Here is a 24378-nt window from a genome sequence, read left to right as displayed (position 1 = left end):
CCCCCCGACGTCAGCTGACTCGATTCTGCACCGCAAGGCCGGGGCATGCCAGTAGGCCAACAGCTTCCGAGGCCGAAGCCAGAGCCGTCAGAACCAGTAGAGCCAGGCAGCCGTCAGAGCTTGAGCCGGAAGCAATAAGCCGTCTGCTCGGACTTCGGCGTCGTGTACGTCTCAGCCAGCTCCATCCCCAGCCGCCGCGTTACCGCGACCGACCTCTCGTTGCGGGAGTTGACCATCGCCACCACCTCCGGCACACCCGCCGCCCGCAGCCGCTCCAGGGCCGTCCACGCGGCCGCGGTCACGTAACCCCTGCCCCAGTACGCCCGCCCCAGCCGCCACCCGATCTCGATCTGACCGACGGGTCCGAACGACGTGTGCGGCCAGGGCTGGGCGCCCGTGAAGCCCAGGACCTGCCCGCCCTCGTCCAACATCGTCCACAGGCAGAAGCCGTGCTCGGCATCGTGTCTGCGCTGCCGTGCGGTCAACTCGTCGTACGCGGACAGCTCCGCCGACGCACCGCCGTGGAACTCCATGACCTCCGGGTGGTCGAAGACCCGGTGCCAGGCCAGGGCGTCCTCCTCGGTGGGCACCCGCAGCCGAGGGGCGGGGGCGGGGGACGGCTTTGTCACAGGGGCAACCCTTCGGTCGGACGGTCGGTGCACCCCCCTAGACTGCCCTTGACCTGTGCCCCACGGCACGCGATATCGAGTCTTCGGGAGATCCCGCCGTGACCGAGCCCCTCTCCGAGCACAGCGCAGATGTGATCGTCGTCGGGGCCGGACCCGCCGGCTCCACCACCGCCTACTACCTGGCGAAGGCAGGCCTCGACGTCCTGCTGCTCGAAAAGACCGCGTTCCCGCGCGAGAAAGTCTGCGGTGACGGCCTCACCCCCCGCGCCACCAAGCAGCTCGTGTCCATGGGCATCGACATCTCCGAAGAGGCCGGCTGGCTCCGCAACAAGGGCCTGCGCATCATCGGCGGCGGCGTCCGCCTCCAGCTCGACTGGCCGGACCTCGCCTCGTACCCCGACTACGGCCTGGTCCGTAAGCGCGACGACTTCGACGAGCAGCTCGCCCGCCAGGCCCAGAAGGCCGGCGCCCGCCTCCACGAGCGCTGCAACGTCGGCGCCCCGATCGTCGACGAGCGTACGGGCCGGATCACCGGCGTCCACGCCAAGCTCGGCGAGGAGAAGACCCCGGCCACCTTCCACGCGCCCCTCGTCGTCGCCGCCGACGGCAACTCCACCCGCCTGTCGCTCGCCATGGGTCTGCACCGCCGCGAGGACCGCCCGATGGGCGTGGCCGTCCGTACGTACTTCACCTCGCCCCGCCACGACGACGACTACCTGGAGTCCTGGCTGGAGCTGTGGGACCGCCGCGGCCCGCAGGAGCGGCTGCTCCCCGGCTACGGCTGGATCTTCGGCATGGGCGACGGCACGTCAAACGTCGGCCTGGGCATCCTGAACTCGTCCAAGGCGTTCAAGGAGCTGGACTGGCGCGAGATCCTCAAGGCGTGGTGTGCGTCGATGCCGGAGGACTGGGGCTACACCCCGGACAACATGACGATGCCGATCCGCGGCGCCGCGCTCCCCATGGCCTTCAACCGCCAGCCGCACTACACCAAGGGCCTGCTGCTGGTCGGTGACGCGGGCGGCCTGGTGAACCCGTTCAACGGTGAGGGCATCGCGTACGCCATGGAGTCGGGTCAGATCGCCGCGGACGTCATCGTCCAGGCGCATGCCCGCGCGACCGACGCGCAGCGCGAACTGGCCCTCCACAACTACCCGAAAATCCTCAAGGACACGTACGGCGGCTACTACACGCTCGGCCGTGCGTTCGTGAAACTCATCGGCAACCCGAAGGTCATGAAGATCGCCACCCAGCGCGGTCTGACGCACCCGGTGCTGATGAAGTTCACCCTGAAGATGCTCGCCAACCTGACGGATCCGACGGGTGGCGACGCGATGGACCGCATCATCAACGGCCTGTCGAAGGTCGCGCCCAACTCCTGAGCCCGGCCCGGCCCCCTGCCCGGCGAAGGACGACTGACCGCTCAGTGCGGCGTGCAGGGCTTGCTGCTGTACGGGAGTGCTCCGTCTCGGGCGTGGGGGGCGGGTTGGAGCGATACGTACGTCACCGGGCGTACGTGCCACTCGATGTGCCGGCCACGGCGGAGCATGAGCACGAATCCGCATGGGTCGCCGCGGTGCAGGGAGGCGAGTGCCTGCACCCAGCCGCCCTGTTCGGCCCAGTAGAGGGCTCGGGACGTCTCGTGCGGGGTGAGCCCGAGGACGTGGCTCGCGCGGAGCTGGATGCGGATGACGCGGATGGCCTCGCGGGGGTTGGCCAGGATGCGGAGGTCGACCGGTTCGGGGACGAAGTCTGTCGCGGGCCCGTACCGGAGCACTTCGAACCGGAAGTCGCGTTCGAGGCGGGTGTCTGCGGGGGCGTGAGGTGTACGCATGGTCGACCGTCCGATCGCAGCGTTGCGGGTGCCGCCTCCCCGAGGGCGGTTTCAGGTCTGCCTCAACAGGCTTGTGAGCAGGGGGAGTTACGGCGTCGAGGGCGCGGTCCGGCAGTGAAGTCGGGCCGGGTTGACGACGTACGGTGACGGTAGCGTCACTTGCACCCCAGGCGCAAGCATGCTCCGGGGCATGCATGCCCTCAGGTATGCGCAAAGCCCCCTACCGGCATGGGTGGAGGGCTCTCGCGGGTGGTGCGGCAAAGGGGCTACTGGGCGAAGTGGTCGAACTCGCCTGCTTTGACACCCTGGATGAACGCAGCGAACTTGGTCCGGCTCGTGGCGGTGACCGCGTTCGGGTCATCACTCTCGCGCATCAGGATCTCGCCGGCATGCTCCGCGATCTCGACGCACTGCTCCCCGGTGCCGGAGAAGGAGGACTTCTGCCACTCAATTGCTGCGTTCATGCTGCGGATTCTCACATGTCTCGCGCGATGTGGTGAATGAAGCTGCGCGACTCCTCGGGCGCCAGCGACGCCTGCTGCGCCACGTCGAGCTGCATCCGGTATCTGTGGAGGTCCGCTTCGGCATCCAGGTAGAGGCCGTGGAACGGCGTATCGATGTGCACGGTGTCCAGTGAAGGCACCACGCCTCCCGCGTACAGCACGGTTTGGGTGATGTCGACGAACTGATCGCTGGCGAACGGAATCACCCGAACCGTCACGCCCTGCCGATCTGCCGCCTCCAGCACATGCACCAGCTGATCGCGCGCGATCTTGCGCCCGCCTACCCGCATCCGCAGCGCGGCCTCGTGCACGATGACCTCGAATTCCGGCGGCTCATCGCGGTCGAGAACGGTTTGCCTGCGCATGCGGTGCTCCACTCTCGCTTCTACCTCGTCGTCGGGAAGCTCGGGGAGCAATCCGTCGAACAGTGCCCGTGCGTACCCCTCTGTCTGGAGCAGGCCTGGAAGCGTGACGGACTGGAGGCAGCGGATGTAGCGCGCATGGTGTTCCAGTTCGGCAATGTTCAGGAAGCCGGGGGCGAGTACACCCCGGTATTCGTCCCACCAGAACTGGCCGCGGTGCTCCCGTGAGATGGCGCAGAGCGCCTCGATCAGGGCTGTGTCGTCGCAGGCGTAGAAGCTGGCCAGGCGGCGGATCCGGTCCTCGCCGATGCCGGTCCGGCCCGCTTCTATGTGGCTGATCTTGGCCTGGTCGGTCGAGATCAGCCCGGCGGCTTCGCGTGCGGTCCTGCCCGCGCGGTCGCGCAGCTTCCTCAGCTCACCACCCAAGCGTGCCTGGCGTGCGGTCGGGTTGTCCCTCGGCGGCATGTCACCTTCCCCTGTCTGCGCACAGTCTTGCGCGTATTCGAGTCAGCGGTCCACTCGACCGGGTGAATTGCGGGGTCAACCTTGCTCCGGGGCGTGTATGCACCCTATCGTTCCGGTGACACGACGTCACCTGTTCACAGGCCCGAAGTGCAGCAGACCGTAAGCCAGTTGGTGGCGTACGGCCGGCCATTGCCACGGGCCACGAACAACACTGCACGGCTGAAACCGGCTCGCGTAGGGAGACCTCCATATGACCTCCGTAATGTCCCCCTTACCCCCCACCCCCTACCTCCCCCAGCGAGGCGAGCGCTATCAGCTCGTCGCGCCCAACACCCCCACCGCTCCCAAGATCGTGCGGGACTTCGTCGGGGCGCTGCTGCGCGCCACCGGGCACCCGGCGCTCGTCGACGACGCACGCCTGTGCGTGAGCGAGGTCGTGACCAACGCGCACTGCCACACGCGCTCGCGGCTGGTCCGGGTGGACATCACGGTCAACAGGAGGCAAGTGACCGTGTACGTGACGGACGACGAGCCCGGGTCTCCGCCCAGGCCCGATCGCCGTGTTGCCGCACTCACCGGGCATCCGGAACAGGATGAACACGGCCGGGGGCTCGTCCTCGTGGAGTGCCTCGCCGCCCGCTGGGGGGCTACCGCGCACGGCGGCCGGTCGGCCCGGTCCAAGTCCGTCTGGTTCACCCTTGTCGAGTGACCGCGCCCACGACAAAGGCCACCACCCCCGAGCCGACCCCGTAGGCTTCCCGATGGGTACATCAGGGCGCTGGGCACGGGAGCACGGCGCCGCCGTGGTTGCGGGAAGGTTGAGGGATGCTGGCCATCGTAAGCGTCATCGCACTGGTAGTCGTCGTGGCGCTGGTCGTGGGCATCGTGGCACTGGTCGCGACGCACCGCCGCCGCAACAACAACGCAGCGCCGACCGCCCCGGCCGGCTGGGCCCCCGCCCCACCCATGAGCCACCCGAACCAGGCGCAGTACCCGCCGATGCCGCCGCAGCCGGGCCAGCAGCCGCACTACCCGGCCACGCCGCCGCCGGGCCAGGCCCCGCAGCACCCGCCGCTCCAGCAGAACCCGTACGCCCAGCAGCCCCCGTATCAGGGGCAGTAGAGGCGGGCGATCGGCCCGTGCGATCACTTGACGCGGGCTGCGATGATCCGCGCACACTCCAGCGACTCGGTGTGCGTGGTGTCCACCTCCAGGTCGTAGAGCACTAACCTCGATTGTTCATGAAGGGTCCGTCAGCTTGCTGACGGACCCTTCATGAACAATCGAGGTTAGGCGGGGACGGGCTCCAGGTCGGCATCGTCAAAGGGTGGATAGGTCTCGCTGCCCGTTCGCCCGGCCGCATCAATGTAGTCGGCGAGAGCGTCGCGGGATTGAGCGAGCCTGTCTATCTGATCGTTCAGTCGCTGCAGCCGCGACCGCATCGCGGCCAGCAACTCGGGACACCCGGGAAGCTCTGGGGCCTCTCCGAGCGCACAGGGCAGCAGGTACGCGATGTCCTCGGAAGACAAACCGGCACCAAGCAGGTGCCGGATCTGCTTCACCCGCAGCACGGCGTTTTCGTCGTACTCGCGGTAACCGTTCGCGCCGCGGTCTGCCTCCAGCAGGCCCTGGGCCCCGTAGTAGCGCAACTGGTGGGTGTTGACGCCCGTCCGACGACTCAGTTCCCCGATCCGCATCGAAACCTCACTTGACCTTCATACCGGTATCAACGTTGACGATGTTGCCATGAACAACAGCCCCGAAACACCCGTGACAGTCATCGGACTCGGACTGATGGGCCAGGCACTCGCCGGCGCGTTCCTGAAAGCCGGGCATCGCACAACCGTGTGGAATCGTACGTCCTCCAAAGCCGACCAGCTGGTGGCCGAGGGTGCACGCCTGGCGCCGACGCTGGGCGACGCGCTCAAGGCAGGTTCTCTGACGATCATCTGCGTCACCGACTACCCGGCCATGCACGAGCTGCTCGGCGCGAACGATGTCGAGCTGGACGGCACGATGTTGCTCAACATGACCTCGGGGAGCTCGGCCCAGGCCAGGGAAGCCGCCCGATGGGCCGAGCAGCGCGGCGCCCGCTACCTGGACGGCGCCATCATGGCCATCCCGTCGACAATCGGCACCGCTGAGGCGGTGATTCTGCACAGCGGGCCGCAGGCGGACTTCGAGGCGCACAAGTCGACACTCGGCGCGCTCGGCACCGTCACCTACCTGGGGGCGGATCATGGGCTGGCGTCGCTGTACGACGTGGCCGGCCTGGCCATGATGTGGAGCGTCCTCAACGCGTGGCTCCAGGGCACTGCCATGCTCAGGACGGCCGGTGTCGACGCCGCGACGTATGCACCGTTCGCGCAGCAGATCGCTGCCGGTGTGGCCGAATGGCTGCCTGGGTATGCCGAGCAGATCGACAGCGGCTCCTTCCCGGCAGAGGTGTCTGCCTTGGAGACTGATGCGCGGGCGATGGAGCACCTGATCGAGGAGAGCGAGGCAGTGGGTGTGAACGCCGAACTGCCGAAGTTGATCAAGGCGATGGCCGACCGCGCGATCGCGGCTGGACACGGCGGAGAGCAATATCCTGTGCTGATCGAAGAGTTCGACCGGTGACGACCGGCGGTGCGTGGCGCATCTCCTGCGTGCGCACGGTGACCCAGGCGACGAGGGGCGTCTGCATCTGTCCCCCAGGGGAAGACGGGACCTCGCGGTCCGCCGGTCTGCTGGGAAGTGCGAGAGTGCGCGTCCACCGCAGTTGACCCGAAACGCCGAGGACGGGGGCGCGGCGAAGGGCCGTCCGTTCCCACCCGGGAATGGACGGCCCTTCGCCGTACGAGAAGTTAGTCGCTCAGAGCACGCGGACCGCGCCGTCCGGGCGGTCCCAGTCGAGCGAGCGCTCGACGACGCCGGTGCTCGGGTTCTGCGCGCCGACGTACTTGCCGCCGCCCACGTAGACCGCCACGTGGTACGAGTCGCTGCGACCGCCCCAGTAGAGGATGTCGCCCGGCTGGAGGCTGTCGACCGAGACGGAGGTGCCTTGGCTCGACTGGGCACCCGAGACGCGCGGGAGGTCGATGCCGGCCTGGCGGAACGCGGCCTGCATGAGGCCCGAGCAGTCCCAGGAGTTGGGCCCGGTGCTGCCCATGACGTAAGCGTCGCCGACCTGGGCGCGCGCGAAGGCCACGACGGAGGCCGCGCTGCCGGTGGCGGCGGAGGAGGACGAGGAGGAGGAGGGCGAGGAGGAGGGCGAGGAGGAGGACGAGGAGGAGGACGAGGCCGAGGCCGACGCCGAGTCGGAGGCGCCGGAGTCGTTGGAGGAGGCGCTGAGCGTCGTACGCTCTGCGGTGCGCGAGGCGCGCTCCTTCTTGGCGGCCGCTTCCTCAGCGGCCTCGGCGGCCTTCTTCTGCGCGGCCTCTTCGGCCTTGCGCGTGGCTTCCGCCTTGCGTTCGGCGTCCGCCTTGTCCTTCTTGGCGGCCTTCGCTGCCGTTTCGGCGGCCTGGTCCTGCTGGGCCTGGAGATCGTAGGCGTGCGCGACCTGCTGGGTGGCCTCGGCGGAGACGGCGACGCTGGTCGCCAGTTCTGCCGTGATGGTGGGCATCTCGATGGTCGAGGTCACCGGCTCGGCATTCGCCGGCCCGGCAGCACCGGCCACCGCGAGGGTGCTGAGGACGCTGCCGGCAACTCCGGCACGGAGCGCGACCTTCGAGGCGCTGCGACGGGGTTTCCGGTGGCTGGGTATGTGAGCGGTGTTGGGCATGGGACAACCGCTATCAGGGGTTCAGGGTTCCCTTCAAGAAAGGTGGGGTGCGCCACAGTTGCCCCGCGACGGCTCGAATCGGACTTCTGCCGGGCCTTATTGGCGCCGTAACGGGCAATACGGGCATCCGTGATCAGCGCTGTGATCACGGGGTTTCAGCAATACGCCCGAATTGACCGGCGCCTACCATCCGTTCGCACCGTTGGCCAAGCCCGCTTTCCGCGCCGTCCTGGCCGAGTGGCACAGGTCACAGATCGGCAACCTCTGGGTCGCCGGAGGGTCTCGGGCGCGACGGCGCTGCCATCTCCGGGGCGATCAAGGGGTGATCAAGAAGTGCTGAAGCAGTGATCAAGGAGTGATCCGCGGATGTTCCGTGGCGATCCGGGCGGTGATTCGCGCCCCGGTCGCGCTCGTGAATGCGCGCACCTGTCGCCGCCCGCCTCCGCCCGCCTGCACGACACCCCCCGGCAGACCGTCCGTCGCGCGCTCTATCACCCGAAGCCGTTTCACCGCCAATTTGCCCGCGAGGGGTGTGCCTTGATAGCGGGACACCCCTCCCGACCAGCGGTAACACCTGCGCTTGTCACGTCTCGTAATCACTCGGGCGCTTCGCGTGCAAAGATCACCGCTCATGCGACTTCATGATCCTTCGCCTGGTGGTGGAGATCACAAAGGCGGTAACGACCCCGTGTCGCAGATCACAGACCGACAGGCATAGGATGCGAGGCAGCCGGGCTTGTGAACTGCCTCACATATGCACGATCTTCGCGTGGTGAAGGTGGTGGAGAGGCGGAGAAAGCGCAAGCCCCGTGCGGTCCAACGGTCAAGGACGACTGGAAGGAGCGAGGAGCGTGAATGCCTACGCGCCCATCCTCGTGCTCGGCGCCCTCGGGGCAGGCTTTGCGATCTTCTCCGTGGTCATGGCCACGCTTGTCGGCCCAAAGCGCTACAACCGGGCAAAACTTGAAGCGTACGAGTGCGGCATCGAGCCGACACCCACGCCCGCCGGCGGCGGCCGCTTCCCCATCAAGTACTACCTGACGGCGATGCTCTTCATCGTCTTCGACATCGAGATCGTCTTCCTCTACCCCTGGGCCGTCTCCTTTGACGCCCTGGGGCTTTTCGGGCTCGTCGAGATGCTGCTCTTCGTGCTCACCGTCTTCGTTGCCTACGCGTACGTGTGGCGGCGCGGCGGCCTGGAATGGGACTGAGGGGCTGAGGAGTCACCAATGGGACTCGAAGAGAAGCTGCCCAGCGGCTTTCTGCTGACCACCGTCGAACAGGCCGCGGGCTGGGTGCGGAAATCCTCCGTCTTCCCCGCGACCTTCGGCCTCGCCTGCTGCGCCATCGAGATGATGACGACGGGCGCGGGCCGTTACGATCTGGCGCGCTTCGGCATGGAGGTCTTCCGTGGCTCGCCGCGGCAGGCCGACCTGATGATCGTCGCGGGCCGGGTCAGCCAGAAGATGGCGCCGGTGCTGCGGCAGGTCTATGACCAGATGCCGAACCCCAAGTGGGTCATCTCCATGGGCGTGTGCGCCTCTTCAGGCGGAATGTTCAACAACTACGCCATTGTGCAGGGCGTTGATCACATTGTCCCTGTTGACATCTATTTGCCCGGTTGTCCGCCCCGCCCCGAGATGCTGATGGACGCGATCCTCAAGCTCCATCACAAGATCCAGAACTCCAAGCTCGGAGTGAATCAGGAAGAGGCGGCCCGCGAGGCGGAGGAAGCGGCCCTCAAGGCGCTCCCCACCATCGAGATGAAGGGGCTGCTGCGGTGAGCGACGACGAGCAGCGCAACGAGAGGGACCTGCCCGCCCAGCGCGACGACACCGGCGAGGTCATCCGTACGCGCAAGGGCATGTTCGGCGCCGGCAGCAGCGGCGACACGAGCGGCTACGGCGGTCTCGTACGAACCGTGACCCTGCCCGGGGCCACCCCGCGTCCGTACGGCGGCTGGTTCGACGAGGTGGCCGACGAGCTCGAAGGCGCGCTGGAGGAGCAGGACCTCCTCCCGGCCAACGCCATCGAGAAGACCGTCGTCGACCGCGGCGAGCTCACCTTCCACATCGCGCGCGAGCACCTGGTACAGGTGGCGCGGACCCTGCGGGACGACCCCGCGCTGCGCTTCGAGCTGTGCACGGGGGTGAGCGGCGTCCACTTCCTGGAGGACAAGGGCCGGGAGCTGCACGCGGTCTACCACCTGCGCTCGCTGACCCACGGCCGGCTCGTGCGCCTGGAAGTCAGCGCCCCGGACAGTGACCCGCACGTCCCGTCGCTGGTCGCGGTCTACCCGACCAACGACTGGCACGAGCGCGAGACGTACGACTTCTTCGGTCTCGTCTTCGACGGGCACCCCGCCCTCACCCGGATCATGATGCCGGACGACTGGCAGGGCTTCCCGCAGCGCAAGGACTATCCCCTCGGCGGCATCCCCGTCGAGTACAAGGGCGCCCGGATCCCGGCTCCGGACCAGCGGAGGTCGTACTCGTGAACACCCCATCCGCCTCTGCGCGAGAGACCACCGAAGGACCCGTCTACACCGTCACCGGCGGCGACTGGGACGAGGTCGTCCAGGCCGCCACCAAGTCCGACGACGAGCGCATCATCGTCAACATGGGCCCGCAGCACCCGTCCACGCACGGCGTGCTCCGGCTCATCCTCGAAATCGACGGCGAGACGGTCACCGAGGCCCGCTGCGGCATCGGCTACCTGCACACCGGGATCGAGAAGAACCTCGAATACCGGAACTGGACGCAGGGCACGACCTTCGTGACGCGCATGGACTACCTGACGCCGTTCTTCAACGAGACGGCGTACTGCCTGGGCGTCGAGAAGCTCCTCGGCATCGAGGAGCAGATCCCCGACCGGGCGACCGCCATCCGCGTCCTGCTGATGGAGCTCAACCGGCTCTCCTCGCACCTGGTGTGCATCGCCACCGGCGGTATGGAGCTGGGCGCGACGACGATCATGATCTACGGTTTCCGTGATCGTGAACTGATTCTCGATGTCTTCGAGCTGATCACCGGCCTGCGGATGAACCACGCGTTCATCCGCCCCGGTGGCCTCGCCCAGGACCTGCCCCCAGGCGCGATGGACCAGCTGCGCGAGCTGGTGAAGAACCTGAGGAAGAACCTGCCGGAGTACGACAAGCTCGCCACCGGCAACCCCATCTTCAAGGCCCGCATGCAGGACGTCGGCTACCTGGACCTCACCGGCTGCATGGCGCTCGGCGCGACCGGGCCCGTCCTGCGCTCCGCCGGCCTGCCGCACGACCTGCGCAAGACCGACCCCTACTGCGGTTACGAGACGTACGAGTTCGACGTCCCCACCGCCGACACCTGCGACTCCTACGGCCGCTTCCTGATCCGGCTTGAGGAGATGCGACAGTCCCTGCGGATCGTCGAGCAGTGCCTGGACCGGCTCAGGGAGCCCGGCGAGGTCATGGTCGCCGACAAGAAGATCGCCTGGCCCGCCCAGCTCGCGCTCGGCCCCGACGGCCTGGGGAACTCGCTCGACCACATCAAGAAGATCATGGGCACCTCCATGGAGGCCCTGATCCACCACTTCAAGCTGGTGACCGAGGGCTTCCGGGTCCCGGCGGGGCAGACCTACACCGCGGTCGAATCGCCCAAGGGCGAGCTCGGCGTGCACGTCGTCTCCGACGGCGGCACCCGCCCCTACCGGGTCCACTTCCGCGACCCGTCCTTCACCAATCTGCAGGCCATGGCGGCGATGTGCGAGGGCGGCCAGGTCGCCGACGTCATCGTCGCCGTCGCATCCATCGACCCCGTGATGGGAGGCGTCGACCGGTGACAGCCACACCAGCAAAGCCAGAGGTGAGTCTGGGGATGCCGCAGCTCCCCGCTCCCGACTACCCGGCCGACGTACGCGCCCGGCTCGACGCGGACGCCAAAGAGGTGATCGCCCGCTACCCCGACAGCAGGTCCGCCCTGCTCCCGCTGCTGCACCTCGTGCAGTCCGAGGAGGGGCATGTCACCCGCACCGGCGTCCGGTTCTGCGCCGAGTCGCTGGGCCTGACCACCGCCGAGGTCACCGCCGTCTCGACCTTCTACTCGATGTACCGGCGGAAGCCCTCCGGCGACTACCAGGTCGGGGTCTGCACCAACACGCTGTGCGCGGTGATGGGCGGCGACGCGATCTACGACGCGCTCCGAGAGCACCTGGACGTCGGCCACGGCGAGACCACCGACGACGGCAAGGTCACCCTGGAGCACATCGAGTGCAACGCGGCCTGCGACTTCGCGCCGGTCGTGATGGTCAACTGGGAGTTCTTCGACAACCAGACCGTCGACTCCGCCAAGCAGCTCGTCGACGACCTGCGGGCCGGCGAGCAGGTGACCCCGACGCGCGGCGCCCCCCTGTGCTCGTACAAGGAGACGGCCCGCATCCTGGCCGGCTTCCCGGACCAGCGCCCCGGCGCCGTACACGCCTCCGGCGGCGCGGGCAACGCGTCGCTGGTGGGCCTGCGCCTCGCGAAGGGCGAGGCCGCGCCCAAGCGGGTCGTCACCCAGCGCGGCGGACAGCCGCCGCGCGACAGCGAACCGGAGATCGGGCTCAGCGCACACGACGCGCCTCAGAAGACCGCGGCCTCCGACCCGCAGAACCCGGCCGGACCGGTCACCGAGGAGGGGAAGTGATGACCTTGGCAGCCGAGATCAACGAGACCAGCCCCGAAAAGCTGCTCTCACCCGTCCTGTCGGCCTTCTGGGACCAGCCCGACTCCTGGACGCTGGAGACCTACCACCGGCACGAGGGGTACGAAGGCCTGCGCAAGGCCCTCGCCATGGCGCCGGACGACCTCATCGCGTACGTCAAGGACTCCGGCCTGCGCGGGCGCGGCGGGGCGGGCTTCCCCACCGGCATGAAGTGGCAGTTCATCCCGCAGGGCGACGGCAAGCCGCACTATCTTGTTGTCAACGCCGACGAGTCGGAGCCGGGGACCTGCAAGGACATCCCGCTCCTCTTCGCGAACCCGCATTCCCTCATTGAGGGGATCGTGATCGCCTGTTACGCGATCCGGTCGAGCCACGCGTTCATCTACCTGCGCGGTGAAGTCGTCCCCGTACTGCGCAGGCTGCACGAGGCCGTACGGGAGGCATACGCGGCCGGCTACCTCGGCGAGAACATCCTGGGCAGCGGACTCGACCTCGAACTCACCGTGCACGCGGGGGCGGGCGCGTACATCTGCGGTGAAGAGACCGCACTGCTCGACTCGCTGGAAGGCCGGCGCGGTCAGCCCCGGCTCCGTCCCCCCTTCCCTGCCGTCGCGGGTCTTTACGCGTGTCCGACTGTTGTGAACAACGTCGAGTCCATCGCGTCGGTTCCCGCGATCCTGAACAGGGGCAAGGACTGGTTCCGGTCGATGGGCAGCGAGAAGTCGCCCGGCTTCACGCTGTACTCGCTCAGCGGCCACGTCACCACGCCCGGCCAGTACGAAGCCCCGCTCGGCATCACGCTGCGCCAGCTCCTCGACATGAGCGGCGGCATGCGGGCCGGACACCGGCTGAAGTTCTGGACGCCGGGCGGCTCCTCGACCCCGATGTTCACCGACGAACACCTCGACGTCCCGCTGGACTACGAAGGCGTGGGCGCCGCCGGGTCGATGCTCGGCACCAAGGCGCTCCAGTGCTTCGACGAGACGACGTGCGTGGTGCGGGCCGTGACCCGGTGGACCGAGTTCTACGCCCACGAGTCCTGCGGCAAGTGCACCCCGTGCCGCGAAGGCACCTACTGGCTGGTGCAGCTGCTGCGCGACATCGAAGCCGGCAAGGGACAGATGTCCGACCTCGACAAGCTGAACGACATCGCCGACAACATCAACGGGAAGTCGTTCTGCGCGCTCGGCGACGGCGCCGCGTCCCCGATCTTCTCCTCGCTCAAGTACTTCCGTGAGGAGTACGAGCAGCACATCACCGGCAAGGGCTGCCCCTTCGACCCGGCCAAGTCGACCCTGTGGGCCGACCGGACCGCCCGCACCACGGAGGTGAACGCATGACCGTCACGACAAGTTCTCCCTCCGGGGGCGGCGAGGCGGCGCTGCCGCCCGAGGATCTCGTGTCGCTGACCATCGACGGCATCCCGATCTCCGTCCCCAAGGGGACGCTGGTCATCCGGGCCGCCGAGCTGCTCGGTATCGAGATCCCGCGCTTCTGCGACCACCCGCTCCTCGACCCGGCCGGCGCCTGCCGTCAGTGCATCGTCGAGGTCGAGGGCCAGCGCAAGCCCATGGCGTCCTGCACCATCACCTGCACCGACGGCATGGTCGTCAAGTCGCAGATCACCTCGCCGGTCGCCGACAAGGCGCAGCGCGGAGTGATGGAGCTGCTGCTGATCAACCACCCGCTGGACTGCCCGGTCTGCGACAAGGGCGGCGAGTGCCCCCTGCAGAACCAGGCGATGTCGCACGGCGACTCGGAGTCGCGCTTCGAGGGCAGGAAGCGGACGTTCGAGAAGCCCGTGCCGATCTCCACGCAGGTGCTGCTGGACCGCGAGCGGTGCGTGCTGTGCGCGCGCTGCACCCGCTTCTCCAACCAGATCGCCGGCGACCCGATGATCGAGCTGCTGGAGCGCGGCGCCCTGCAGCAGGTCGGCACCGGTGAGGGCGACCCCTTCGAGTCGTACTTCTCCGGGAACACCATCCAGATCTGCCCGGTGGGCGCGCTGACTTCGGCGGCGTACCGCTTCCGGTCGCGGCCCTTCGACCTTGTGTCGTCGCCGTCGGTCTGCGAGCACTGCGCGGGCGGCTGCGCGACCCGCACCGACCACCGGCGCGGCAAGGTCATGCGGCGCATGGCCGCCGAGGACCCCGAGGTCAACGAGGAGTGGGTCTGCGACAAGGGCCGCTTCGGCTTCCGCTACGCGCAGCGTCCCGACCGGCTCACCACTCCGCTGGTACGCAATGAGGCGGGCGTACTGGAGCCGGCGAGCTGGCCCGAGGCGCTTGAGGCGGCGGCCATGGGGCTGGCGGCGGCGCGCGGGAGGGCGGGGGTGCTGACCGGCGGCCGGCTCACCGTCGAGGACTCCTACGCGTACGCCAAGTTCGCCCGTATCGCACTCGACACCAACGACATCGACTTCCGCGCGCGCGTCCACAGCGGCGAGGAGGCCGACTTCCTCGCGTCCCGGGTCGCCGGACGCGGACGCGACCTCGACGGCACGGGCGTCACGTACACGGCGCTGGAGAAAGCGCCCGCGGTGCTCCTCGTCGGCATCGAGGCCGAGGAGGAGGCGCCCGGCGTCTTCCTGCGGCTGCGCAAGGCCAACCGGAAGCACGGCCAGCGCACCTTCGCGCTGGCCACGCACGCCACCCGCGGCCTGACCAAGGCGGGCGGCACGCTGCTTCCCGCCGTGCCCGGCACCGAACCGGAATGGCTCGACGCCCTCGCCGGGCGCACCGCGCTGGACGGCAGCGGTGACGCGGCCGCCGAAGCGCTGCGCGGCGAGGGGGCGGTGATCGTGGTCGGGGAGCGGCTGGCGGCCGTACCCGGCGCGTACACCGCCGCCGTACGGGCGGCCACCGCGACCGGCGCGTCCCTGGTGTGGATCGCCCGGCGGGCCGGTGAGCGCGGCGCCGTGGAGGCGGGCGCGCTGCCGTCGCTGCTGCCTGGCGGCCGCCCGGCGACCGACCCGCGCGCGCGGGAGGAGGTCGCGGCGGCGTGGGGTGTGGCCGAACTGCCGGGCCGTCACGGGCGCGACACCGGTCAGATCCTGGAGGCCGCCGCCACCGGCGAGCTGGCCGCCCTCGTCGTCGCGGGCGTCGAGGTGGCGGACCTGCCCGACCCGGCGCGGGCGCGGGCGGCTCTCGACCAGACCGGTTTCCTGGTCTCGCTGGAGCTGCGCCCCAGCGAGGTGACCGACCGGGCGGATGTCGTCCTTCCGGTCGCCGCCGTGGCCGAGAAGCCCGGTACCTTCCTCAACTGGGAGGGCAGGGCCCGGATGTTCGAGGCCGCGCTCAAGCCCGACCAGATGGCGCGCACGCTGGCGCCCACGGACACCCGGGTGCTGCACATGCTGGCCGACGCACTGGACGTGCATCTGGCTCTTCCTGACGTACGGGCCGTGCGCCGCGAGTTGGACCGCCTCGGCGTGTGGAGCGGGGCGCACGCCACCGACCCGGCCGAGCCGGCCCAGCCGCTGCCGCGGCCCGGTGACGGCGAGGTCGTGCTGGCCGGCCACCGGCTGCTGCTCGACCAGGGCCGTCTCCAGGACGGGGACGAGGCCCTCGCCGGTACCCGGCACGCGGCGGTCGCCCGGCTCTCCGCGGTCACCGCGGCCGGCACGGGCGTCAAGGACGGCGACCTGCTCGCCGTCACCGGCCCGGCCGGGACGGTCCAGCTGCCGCTGCGGGTGACCGCCATGCCGGACCGGGTGGTGTGGCTGCCGCTCAACTCGACGGGCGGCGGCGTCGCCACCGACACCGGCGCGGTTCCCGGGCAGGTCGTCCGCATCGGCCCGGCGACGGCCGCCGCCGCCACCGACGCACCGGAGGTGCGAGCGTGAGTGCCCTCGTCCATATCGCGCAGGCCCAGCAGAGCGTGCTGGCAGCCGAGGACCTGTCCATGTTCGGCCGCGACCCCTGGTGGCTCGTCGCCGTCAAGGCCGTCTTCTGCTTCGCGTTCCTGATGATCACCGTGCTGTTCTCCATCGTGTGGGAGCGCAAGGTCGTCGCCTGGATGCAGCTGCGCATCGGCCCCAACCGGCACGGCCCCTGGGGCATGCTCCAGTCGCTCGCCGACGGCATCAAGCTGATGCTCAAGGAAGACGTGATCGTCAAGCGGGCGGACAAGGTCGTCTACGTCCTGGCCCCCGTCATCGCTGCGATCCCGGCGTTCATGGCGATCGCGGTGATCCCGTTCGGCCCGGCCGGCAACGAGGTCTCGATCTTCGGGCAGCGCACCACGATGCAGCTGACCGACCTGCCGATCGCGATGCTCTACATCCTCGCGGTCGCCTCCGTCGGCATCTACGGCATCGTGCTCGCGGGCTGGTCGTCCGGGTCGACGTATCCGCTGCTCGGCGGTCTGCGCTCGTGCGCGCAGATGATCTCGTACGAGATCGCGATGGGCGCGGCCTTCGCGTCCGTCTTCCTCTACTCCGGGTCGATGTCGACCTCGGCGATCGTGGAGGCGCAGGAGGACCGCTGGTTCATCATCCTGCTGCCGGTGTCCTTCATCATCTACGTCGTCACGATGGTGGGCGAGACGAACCGCGCCCCCTTCGACATGCCGGAGTCCGAGGGCGACCTGGTCGGCGGCTTCAACACCGAGTACTCGTCGATCAAGTTCGCGCTGTTCATGCTCGCCGAGTACGTCAACATGGTCACCGTCTCGGCGGTCTCGGTCACCCTCTTCCTGGGCGGCTGGCGGGCCCCGTACCCGATCAGTACTTTCTGGGAGGGCGCGAACCACGGTTGGTGGCCGCTGCTCTGGTTCGTCGTCAAGGTCCAGCTGCTGCTGTTCTTCTTCATCTGGCTGCGCGGCACGCTGCCACGCGTGCGGTACGACCAGCTGATGAAGCTGGGCTGGAAGGTCCTGATCCCGGTCTCGGTGGTGTGGCTGATGCTGGTCGCCACGGTCCGCGCGATGCGCAACGAGAACATGGAGTTCCAGAGCGTCGTGCTGTACGTCGCCGGGGCGATCCTCGCGATCCTGCTGCTGTCCTTCGTCGCCGACATCTTCCGCGACAAGCGCGACAAGCAGGAGAGGGCGGAGCGGGAGGCCGAGGAACCGGCCGGGTTCGACCCGATGGCCGGTGGATTCCCGGTGCCGCCGCTGCCCGGACAGGAGTTGCCGCCGGTGCCGCGCAGGCGCTCACGCCACCCGCGTGAGCTGATTGTCAGTGGTGGGCCGGACACTAAGAGTGACGGAGAGGAGGCCGACCGTGCCTGAGTTCCAAAACCCGGTGGCCGGCTTCGGCGTGACCTTCAAGGCCATGTTCAAGAAGCGGCTGACCGAGCAGTATCCGGAGCAGCAGAAGACGACGGCGCCGCGCTTCCACGGCAGGCACCAGCTCAACCGGCATCCCGACGGGCTGGAGAAGTGCATCGGGTGCGAGCTGTGCGCCTGGGCCTGTCCGGCCGACGCGATCTATGTGGAGGGCGCGGACAACACGGAGGAGGAGCGCTACTCCCCGGGTGAGCGGTACGGCCGCGTCTACCAGATCAACTACGCCCGCTGCATTCTGTGCGGGTTGTGCATCGAGGCGTGCCCCACCCGCGCGCTGACGATGACGAACGACTTCGAACTGGCCGACAGCAGCCGCGAGTCGCTGATCTACACCAAGGAGCAGCTGCTGGCCGGCCTGGAGGAAGGCATGGTCGAGTCACCGCACTCGATCTTCCCCGGCACGGACGAGCAGGACTACTACCGGGGGCTGGTCACCGAGGCGGCGCCCGGCACGGAGCGTCAGGTGGCGCTCAGCAAGGGTGAGCGGCCGCAGGAGGCCGCGTCCACGTTCGGCGAGGACGAGCCCGCGTCGAAGAGGGTGGTGGAGGGATGAACACGCTCGCCGTTTCCGCCGCTTCGACCGGTGAGGCCGTGCAGTTCTGGGTGCTCGGCACGGTCGCCGTCATCGGCGCGCTGTGCACCGTCTTGATGAGGCGGGCGGTGCACAGCGCGCTGTGCCTGGCCGCAACCATGATCATCCTGGCGGTCTTCTACCTCGCCAACGGCGCGTACTTCCTCGGCGTGGTCCAGATCGTCGTCTACACCGGCGCGATCATGATGCTGTTCCTCTTCGTGGTGATGCTGGTCGGCGTCACGGCCGCGGACTCCCTGAAGGAGACCCTCAAGGGCCAGCGGTGGCTGGCCGCGGGCTGCGGACTCGGCTTCGGCGTCCTGCTGATCGCGGGCATCGGCCAGGCGTCGCTGTCCACCTTCAACGGTCTCGGCAAGGCCAACTCCGCCGCCGGCGGGAACGTCGAGGGCCTGGCCGAACTCATCTTCACCAAGTACGTCTTCGCCTTCGAGCTCACCGGCGCCCTGCTCATCACGGCGACCGTCGGCGCGATGGTGCTCACGCACAAGGAGCGCACCGAGCGCGCGAAGACGCAGCGGGAGATGTCCCAGGAGCGCGTACGCGGCAAGCACCTGCCGCCGCTGCCCGCACCCGGCGTCTACGCCCGGCACAACGCGGTGGACATCGCGGGACTGCTGCCCGACGGCACGCCGGCCGAGCTCACGGTCATGAGGACACTGCGTGAGCGTGGCCAGATCCGGGATGTGTCGCACCAGGCGCTGGCCGACCTCAAGGCGCTGGAGCAGCGCTCCGAGGAGCGGCTGGGCCGTGACCAGGACGAATCGGAGGTCACGAAGTGAACCCGGTCAACTATCTGTATCTAGCGGCGCTGTTGTTCACCATCGGCGCCGCCGGGGTGCTGATCCGGCGGAACGCGATCGTGGTCTTCATGTGCGTCGAGCTGATGCTCAACGCCTGCAACCTCGCATTCGTCGCCTTCTCCCGCATGCACGGCAATCTCGACGGGCAGATCATCGCGTTCTTCACGATGGTCGTCGCCGCAGCCGAGGTCGTGGTGGGGCTCGCGATCATCGTGTCGCTGTTCCGGTCCCGCCACTCGGCCTCGGTCGACGACGCCAGCCTGATGAAGCTGTAAGGGGTCGCAAGAATCGTGGAGAACTTGATTGCGCTGCTCGTCGCAGCGCCCTTGCTCGGAGCGGTGGTCCTGCTGTGCGGCGGGCGCCGGCTCGACCGGGTGGGCCACTGGCTCGGCACGCTGCTCGCGGCGGCCTCGTTCGTGATCGGCGTGGTGCTGTTCAGCGCCATGCTGGGGTACGACGTCGAGGCGCGGACCATGCGCCAGCACCTGTTCAGCTGGGTGCCCGTCGGGGACTTCCAGGCCGACATCGCCTTCCAGCTCGACCAGTTGTCGATGACGTTCGTCCTGCTGATCACGGGTGTGGGCACGCTGATCCACATCTACTCGGTCGGCTACATGGAGCACGACGAGCGTCGGAGGCGCTTCTTCGGCTACCTGAACCTGTTCCTCGCGGCGATGCTGCTGCTGGTCCTCGCCGACAACTACCTGCTGCTGTACTTCGGGTGGGAGGGCGTCGGCCTGGCGTCGTACCTGCTCATCGGGTTCTGGCAGCACAAGCCGAGCGCGGCGACGGCGGCCAAGAAGGCCTTCATCGTCAACCGCGTCGGCGATGTGGGGCTGTCCATCGCGATCATGCTGATGTTCACGACCTTCGGGACCTTCGCCTTCGACCCCGTCCTGTCGCAGGCGCAGGACGGCGGGGCGAGCCAGGCCACGCTGACCGGCATCGGCCTGATGCTGCTGCTGGCGGCCTGCGGCAAGTCCGCCCAGGTGCCGCTCCAGTCCTGGCTCGGTGACGCTATGGAGGGCCCGACCCCGGTCTCGGCCCTCATCCACGCCGCCACCATGGTGACTGCGGGCGTGTACCTGATCACCCGCTCCGGGGCGGTATTCGACGCCGCTCCCGACGCGCAGCTCGCGGTTGTGGTCGTGGGCGCGGTGACGCTGCTCTTCGGTGCGATCGTCGGTTGCGCCAAGGACGACATCAAGAAGGCCCTGGCCGGGTCGACGATGTCGCAGATCGGCTACATGATCCTCGCGGCCGGCCTCGGCCCGATCGGCTACGCCTTCGCGATCATGCACCTGGTGACGCACGGCTTCTTCAAGGCGGGCCTCTTCCTCGGCGCCGGATCGGTCATGCACGGCATGAACGACGAGGTCGACATGAGGAAGTACGGCGGCCTGCGGAAGTACATGCCGGTGACCTTCGTGACCTTCGGGCTCGGCTATCTGGCGATCATCGGCTTCCCCGGACTGTCCGGGTTCTTCTCCAAGGACAAGATCATTGAGGCGGCCTTCGCCTCCGGCGGCGCCCAGGGCTGGATCCTCGGCACGGTGACACTGCTGGGCGCGGGCCTCACGGCGTACTACATGACGCGCGTGATGCTGATGACGTTCTTCGGGGACAAGCGCTGGCAGCCGGACGCGGAGGGCAACGACCCGCACCCGCACGAGTCGCCCAGGTCGATGACGATCCCGATGATCGTGTTCGCCTTCGGCTCGGTGTTCGCGGGGGGCTTCTTCAGCATCGGCGACCGGTTCGTGAACTGGCTGGAGCCGGTGACGCGGTTCGAGCACCCGCACCCGCCGATCAGCGTGCCGGTGATCACCGGGCTTACGGTCGTCGTCCTGCTGGCCGGAGTCGCCGCGGCGTACCTCCAGTACGGGCGCAGGCCCGTCCCGGTCGTCGCTCCGCGCGGCTCGCTGGTGACCCGCGCGGCCCGGCGCGATCTCCTCCAGGACGACTTCAACCACGTGGTCCTGGTCCGCGGCGGCGAGCACCTCACCCGCTCGCTGGTGTACGTCGACCACACCCTGGTCGACGGCGTGGTCAACGGAACGGCGGCCTCGGTCGGCGGGCTCTCCGGCCGGCTGCGCAAGCTGCAGAACGGCTACGCCCGCTCGTACGCGGTCTCGATGTTCGGCGGTACGGCGATCCTCATTGCCGCGACCCTGCTGATGAGGGCGGTCTGATCACGATGTCTTTCCCACTGCTCACCGCGACGGCGGTGCTCCCGGCGGTCGGCGCGGTCCTGACCGCCGCCGTGCCCGCCGCGCGCCGCACCGCCGCCAAGTGGCTGGCGCTGTTCTTCTCCCTCACCACGCTCGTGCTGGCCGCGATCGTCGTCGTACGCTTCGAACCGGGCGGCGACCGCTATCAGCTCACCGAATCCCGGCCGTGGATCGCGGACTTCGGGGTCCGCTACGAACTGGGTGTGGACGGGATCGGGGTCGCGCTGATCGCGCTGACCGCCCTGCTGATCCCGTTCGTCATCCTGGCGGGCTGGCACGACGCCGATCCTGCCCCCAGTGAACCGAAGTCGTCCCGCTGGCGGCCGACCCAGGGCTTCTTCGCCCTGATCCTGGCCGTCGAGGCGATGGTGATCCTCTCCTTCGAGGCCACCGACGTCTTCCTCTTCTACATCCTCTTCGAAGCCATGCTCATCCCGATGTACTTCCTCATCGGCGGCTTCGGGGACCGGGCGCATGCCGGAAGTGACGAGAAGGCGGCGGCGCAGCGCTCGTACGCCGCGGTGAAGTTCCTCCTCTACAACCTCGTCGGCGGCCTGATCATGCTGGCCGCGGTCATCGGGCTGTACGTCGTCGGCGGGACGTTCTCGCTCACCGAGATCGCCGAGAAGCCGCTAGAGATGTCGACCACCACCGAGCGGCTGCTGTTCCTCGGCTTCTTCTTCGCCTTCGCGGTGAAGGCGCCGCTGTGGCCGCTGCACACCTGGCTGCCGAACGCGATGGGGGAGGCCACGACACCCGTCGCCGTGCTGATCACGGCGGTCGTCGACAAGGTCGGCACCTTCGCGATGCTGCGTTTTTGCCTCCAGCTCTTCCCGAACGCCAGCGAGTGGGCGACCCCGGTGATCCTGGTGCTCGCACTGATCAGCATCATCTACGGCGCGCTGCTCGCTGTCGGCCAGCGCGACATCAAGCGCCTGATCGCGTACGCCTCGATCTCGCACTTCGGCTTCATCATCCTGGGCATCTTCGCGCTGAACACCCAAAGCCAGTCCGGCGCGACGCTCTACATGGTCAACCACGGGATCTCGACGGCCGCGCTGATGCTGGTGGCCGGCTTCCTGATCTCGCGGCGCGGCTCGCGGCTCATCGAGGACTACGGCGGGGTGCAGAAGGTGGCCCCGGTGCTCGCCGGAACTTTCCTGATCGGCGGTCTGGCGACACTGTCGCTGCCCGGATTGGCGCCGTTCGTGAGCGAATTCCTGGTCCTGGTCGGGGTGTTCGACGCGTATCCGGTGGTGGGCGTCATCGCTACCTCGGGCATCGTGCTCGCCGCCGTCTACGTGCTGGTGCTCTACCAGCGCACCATGACGGGACCGGTCAAGGCATCCGTTCAGGGCATGCCGGATCTCAAGGTCCGTGAGCTGGTGGTGGTCCTGCCGCTGATCGCGTTGCTGGTCTTCCTGGGTGTGTACCCGAAGCCGCTGACCGAGATCGTCGATCCGGCGGTGACGAGCACCATTTCGGACGTAAAGAAGACCAACCCGGAGCCCGTGGAGGCTGCACAGTGAGCGCATCAGCTGTCCACAGCCTGTGGACGACGGTCGCGGCGCCCGGCGCCGACGGTTTCACCGCCCCCCACATCGAGTACGCCCAGCTGGCACCGACGCTCATCGTGGTCGGCGCGGCTGTGCTCGGCGTGCTCGTGGAGGCCTTCGTGCCGCGCAGGGCGCGGTACTACACCCAGCTGTTCCTGTCGGTCGTCGCCATCGCCGCCGCCTTCGCGGCGGTCGTGGGGCTCGCGGCGGCCGGGTACGGCACCACCAAGGCGAAGATCGCGGCGGAGGGCGCCATCGCGGTGGACGGCCCGGCGCTGTTCCTCCAGGGCACGATCCTGCTGGCCTCGCTGGTCGCCGTGTTCACCTTCGCCGAGCGAAGGCTCGACCCGGACGCGCACGGCAACCGCCTCGACTCCTTCGCCGCACAGGCCGCGTCCGTACCGGGAAGCGACAGCGAGAAGGCGGCGGTCAAGGCCGGTTTCACCACCACGGAGGTCTTCCCGCTCGTACTCTTCGCCATCGCGGGCATGCTCGTCTTCCCCGCGGCCAACGACCTGCTGACGCTGTTCGTGGCCCTGGAAGTCTTCTCGCTCCCGCTGTACCTGCTGTGTGCCGTCGCCCGCCGCAAGCGGCTGATGTCGCAGGAAGCCGCGGTGAAGTACTTCCTCCTCGGCGCCTTCTCGTCTGCGTTCCTGCTCTTCGGGATCGCCCTCATGTACGGGTACGCCGGCTCCGTCTCGTACGCGAAGATCGCCGGCGTCGTCGACGGCACGGTCAAGCAGATCGACCCCGCGCTCGCCGACACCATGGGCAACGACGTGCTGCTGCTCATCGGCGGGGCGATGATCCTCACCGGCCTGCTCTTCAAGGTCGGTGCGGTTCCGTTCCACATGTGGACGCCGGACGTCTACCAGGGCGCGCCCACCCCCGTCACCGGTTTCATGGCGGCCGCGACCAAGGTGGCCGCCTTCGGGGCGATGCTGCGGCTGCTGTACGTCGTGCTGCCGGGCCTGCTCTGGGACTGGCGTCCGGTGATGTGGGCCGTAGCGATCATCACGATGCTGGGCGGCGCGATCGTCGCGATCACCCAGACCGACATCAAGCGGCTGCTCGCGTACTCGTCGATCGCGCACGCCGGCTTCATCCTGGCCGGAGTGATCGCGACGAGGCCCGAGGGCATCTCGTCCGTCCTCTTCTACCTGCTGGCGTACTCCTTCGTGACGATCGGCGCCTTCGCGGTGGTCACGCTGGTGCGCGACGCGGGCGGCGAGGCGACGCACCTGTCGAAATGGGCGGGGCTGGGGCGGCGCTCGCCGCTGGTGGCCGCAGTCTTCGCGGTGTTCCTGCTGGCCTTCGCCGGTATCCCGCTGACCTCCGGCTTCACCGGAAAGTTCGCGGTCTTCAAGGCGGCGGCGGAGGGCGGGGCCGGTGCGCTGGTCGTGGTCGGTGTGATCTCGTCGGCCATCGCCGCCTTCTTCTACATCCGGGTGATCGTCCTGATGTTCTTCAGCGAGCCGAAGGCGGACGGACCCACGGTCGCCGTGCCGTCGGCGCTGACGACGGCGGCGATCGGGGCGGGCGTCGTGGTGACGCTGGTGCTCGGCGTCGCACCGCAGTACTTCCTGGACCTGGCGGGGCAGGCGGCAGTCTTCGCCCGCTGACATCCCATGATCGTCTGCGGTCCGCTGCCGCCCGGTGTTCCCCCTCCCAG

The 24378-nt window shown here is 68.6% G+C and carries 24 protein-coding genes and 1 pseudogene; 18 read left to right on the top strand and 7 right to left on the bottom strand.

Translation table 11 applies throughout. The features are described from left to right. Positions 1-113: 113 nt before the first annotated feature. A complete protein-coding gene (locus ACU6WZ_RS11385; RefSeq protein ID WP_447033077.1) occupies positions 114-629 on the bottom strand; it encodes a GNAT family N-acetyltransferase in 516 nt (171 codons plus the stop codon). Positions 630-727: 98 nt separating this feature from the next. Here ACU6WZ_RS11385 and ACU6WZ_RS11380 point away from each other — a divergent pair, with 98 nt between their 5' ends. After that, on the top strand, positions 728-2011 hold the full coding sequence (locus ACU6WZ_RS11380; protein ID WP_447033075.1) for a geranylgeranyl reductase family protein: 1284 nt from the start codon (positions 728-730) through the stop codon (positions 2009-2011). Positions 2012-2052: 41 nt separating this feature from the next. Here the strand turns inward: ACU6WZ_RS11380 and ACU6WZ_RS11375 are convergent, their stop codons facing one another. The 3 genes from ACU6WZ_RS11375 to ACU6WZ_RS11365 form a co-directional block, all read right to left on the bottom strand. Next, positions 2053-2463 carry a hypothetical protein gene (locus ACU6WZ_RS11375; protein ID WP_447033074.1) on the bottom strand — a complete coding sequence of 137 codons (411 nt, stop codon included), beginning with the start codon at positions 2461-2463 and terminating at the stop codon, positions 2053-2055. A 266-nt stretch (positions 2464-2729) separates the two neighbouring features. Next, positions 2730-2927: a DUF397 domain-containing protein gene (locus tag ACU6WZ_RS11370; RefSeq protein ID WP_447033072.1), complete on the bottom strand. Its 198-nt coding sequence runs from the start codon at positions 2925-2927 to the stop codon at positions 2730-2732. A gap of 11 nt (positions 2928-2938) precedes the next feature. After that, the gene (locus tag ACU6WZ_RS11365) at positions 2939-3793 is read right to left on the bottom strand and encodes a helix-turn-helix domain-containing protein (RefSeq protein WP_447033071.1); all 855 of its coding nucleotides are present in this window, start codon (positions 3791-3793) and stop codon (positions 2939-2941) included. Positions 3794-4055: 262 nt separating this feature from the next. Here ACU6WZ_RS11365 and ACU6WZ_RS11360 point away from each other — a divergent pair, with 262 nt between their 5' ends. Together ACU6WZ_RS11360 and ACU6WZ_RS11355 are read left to right on the top strand one after the other, a co-directional pair. After that, positions 4056-4502: an ATP-binding protein gene (locus ACU6WZ_RS11360; protein ID WP_447033069.1), complete on the top strand. Its 447-nt coding sequence runs from the start codon at positions 4056-4058 to the stop codon at positions 4500-4502. 116 nt (positions 4503-4618) lie between these two features. Beyond that, positions 4619-4915, top strand: a complete 297-nt coding sequence (locus ACU6WZ_RS11355) for a hypothetical protein (protein ID WP_447033067.1) — start codon at positions 4619-4621, stop codon at positions 4913-4915. Between the two features lie 23 nt (positions 4916-4938). Here the strand turns inward: ACU6WZ_RS11355 and ACU6WZ_RS11350 are convergent. Both ACU6WZ_RS11350 and ACU6WZ_RS11345 read right to left on the bottom strand, forming a co-directional pair. Next, positions 4939-5019: pseudogene (locus tag ACU6WZ_RS11350) on the bottom strand (phosphotransferase-like protein); the annotation flags it as partial. Between the two features lie 63 nt (positions 5020-5082). Further along, the gene (locus ACU6WZ_RS11345; RefSeq protein ID WP_447033066.1) at positions 5083-5490 is read right to left on the bottom strand and encodes a MerR family transcriptional regulator; all 408 of its coding nucleotides are present in this window, start codon (positions 5488-5490) and stop codon (positions 5083-5085) included. 49 nt (positions 5491-5539) lie between these two features. Between ACU6WZ_RS11345 and ACU6WZ_RS11340 the strand changes: the two genes are divergently transcribed. Next, positions 5540-6412, top strand: a complete 873-nt coding sequence (locus ACU6WZ_RS11340) for an NAD(P)-dependent oxidoreductase (protein ID WP_447033064.1) — start codon at positions 5540-5542, stop codon at positions 6410-6412. Between the two features lie 235 nt (positions 6413-6647). Here ACU6WZ_RS11340 and ACU6WZ_RS11335 read toward each other — a convergent pair whose 3' ends face one another. Beyond that, positions 6648-7556: a C40 family peptidase gene (locus tag ACU6WZ_RS11335; protein ID WP_447033063.1), complete on the bottom strand. Its 909-nt coding sequence runs from the start codon at positions 7554-7556 to the stop codon at positions 6648-6650. Positions 7557-8407: 851 nt separating this feature from the next. Here ACU6WZ_RS11335 and ACU6WZ_RS11330 point away from each other — a divergent pair. Genes ACU6WZ_RS11330 through nuoN form a run of 14 tightly spaced genes read left to right on the top strand, consistent with a single transcriptional unit; the run spans position 8408 to position 24328 of the window. Then, entirely contained in the window at positions 8408-8767 is a 360-nt protein-coding gene (locus tag ACU6WZ_RS11330) for an NADH-quinone oxidoreductase subunit A (RefSeq protein WP_447033061.1), read from the top strand. 18 nt (positions 8768-8785) lie between these two features. After that, positions 8786-9340, top strand: a complete 555-nt coding sequence (locus tag ACU6WZ_RS11325) for a NuoB/complex I 20 kDa subunit family protein (protein ID WP_214920477.1) — start codon at positions 8786-8788, stop codon at positions 9338-9340. Beyond that, complete coding sequence (locus ACU6WZ_RS11320) at positions 9337-10053, top strand: NADH-quinone oxidoreductase subunit C (RefSeq protein ID WP_447033059.1); 717 nt, start codon at positions 9337-9339, stop codon at positions 10051-10053. The genes ACU6WZ_RS11325 and ACU6WZ_RS11320 overlap by 4 nt, the downstream gene beginning before the upstream one ends. Then, positions 10050-11375, top strand: a complete 1326-nt coding sequence (locus tag ACU6WZ_RS11315) for an NADH-quinone oxidoreductase subunit D (protein ID WP_447033058.1) — start codon at positions 10050-10052, stop codon at positions 11373-11375. Before ACU6WZ_RS11320 ends, ACU6WZ_RS11315 begins: the two co-directional genes overlap by 4 nt. 35 nt (positions 11376-11410) lie before the next feature. Beyond that, entirely contained in the window at positions 11411-12220 is an 810-nt protein-coding gene (nuoE, locus tag ACU6WZ_RS11310; protein ID WP_447033056.1) for an NADH-quinone oxidoreductase subunit NuoE, read from the top strand. After that, the gene (nuoF, locus tag ACU6WZ_RS11305) at positions 12217-13578 is read left to right on the top strand and encodes an NADH-quinone oxidoreductase subunit NuoF (RefSeq protein WP_447033055.1); all 1362 of its coding nucleotides are present in this window, start codon (positions 12217-12219) and stop codon (positions 13576-13578) included. The genes nuoE and nuoF overlap by 4 nt, the downstream gene beginning before the upstream one ends. Further along, complete coding sequence (locus ACU6WZ_RS11300) at positions 13575-16082, top strand: NADH-quinone oxidoreductase subunit G (protein WP_447033054.1); 2508 nt, start codon at positions 13575-13577, stop codon at positions 16080-16082. Before nuoF ends, ACU6WZ_RS11300 begins: the two co-directional genes overlap by 4 nt. A 59-nt stretch (positions 16083-16141) precedes the next feature. Continuing rightward, the gene (gene nuoH, locus ACU6WZ_RS11295) at positions 16142-17470 is read left to right on the top strand and encodes an NADH-quinone oxidoreductase subunit NuoH (protein WP_447033995.1); all 1329 of its coding nucleotides are present in this window, start codon (positions 16142-16144) and stop codon (positions 17468-17470) included. Then, on the top strand, positions 17442-18080 hold the full coding sequence (gene nuoI / locus ACU6WZ_RS11290) for an NADH-quinone oxidoreductase subunit NuoI (RefSeq protein ID WP_447033053.1): 639 nt from the start codon (positions 17442-17444) through the stop codon (positions 18078-18080). Before nuoH ends, nuoI begins: the two co-directional genes overlap by 29 nt. Beyond that, positions 18077-18898, top strand: a complete 822-nt coding sequence (locus ACU6WZ_RS11285; RefSeq protein WP_447033051.1) for an NADH-quinone oxidoreductase subunit J — start codon at positions 18077-18079, stop codon at positions 18896-18898. The genes nuoI and ACU6WZ_RS11285 overlap by 4 nt, the downstream gene beginning before the upstream one ends. Continuing rightward, positions 18895-19194: an NADH-quinone oxidoreductase subunit NuoK gene (gene nuoK / locus ACU6WZ_RS11280; protein ID WP_069927518.1), complete on the top strand. Its 300-nt coding sequence runs from the start codon at positions 18895-18897 to the stop codon at positions 19192-19194. The genes ACU6WZ_RS11285 and nuoK overlap by 4 nt, the downstream gene beginning before the upstream one ends. A gap of 15 nt (positions 19195-19209) precedes the next feature. After that, positions 19210-21111 (top strand): NADH-quinone oxidoreductase subunit L, encoded by a 1902-nt coding sequence (gene nuoL / locus ACU6WZ_RS11275; RefSeq protein WP_447033049.1) that lies wholly within the window; start codon positions 19210-19212, stop codon positions 21109-21111. 5 nt (positions 21112-21116) lie between these two features. Continuing rightward, a complete protein-coding gene (locus tag ACU6WZ_RS11270) occupies positions 21117-22679 on the top strand; it encodes an NADH-quinone oxidoreductase subunit M (RefSeq protein ID WP_447033047.1) in 1563 nt (520 codons plus the stop codon). Continuing rightward, positions 22676-24328, top strand: a complete 1653-nt coding sequence (gene nuoN / locus ACU6WZ_RS11265) for an NADH-quinone oxidoreductase subunit NuoN (RefSeq protein ID WP_447033046.1) — start codon at positions 22676-22678, stop codon at positions 24326-24328. The genes ACU6WZ_RS11270 and nuoN overlap by 4 nt, the downstream gene beginning before the upstream one ends. Positions 24329-24378 lie beyond the last annotated feature (50 nt).

This window comes from Streptomyces hypolithicus (assembly GCF_052934925.1).
Note: the sequence above shows the minus strand (reverse complement) of the source record. Positions and strands in the feature narration are given on the sequence as shown.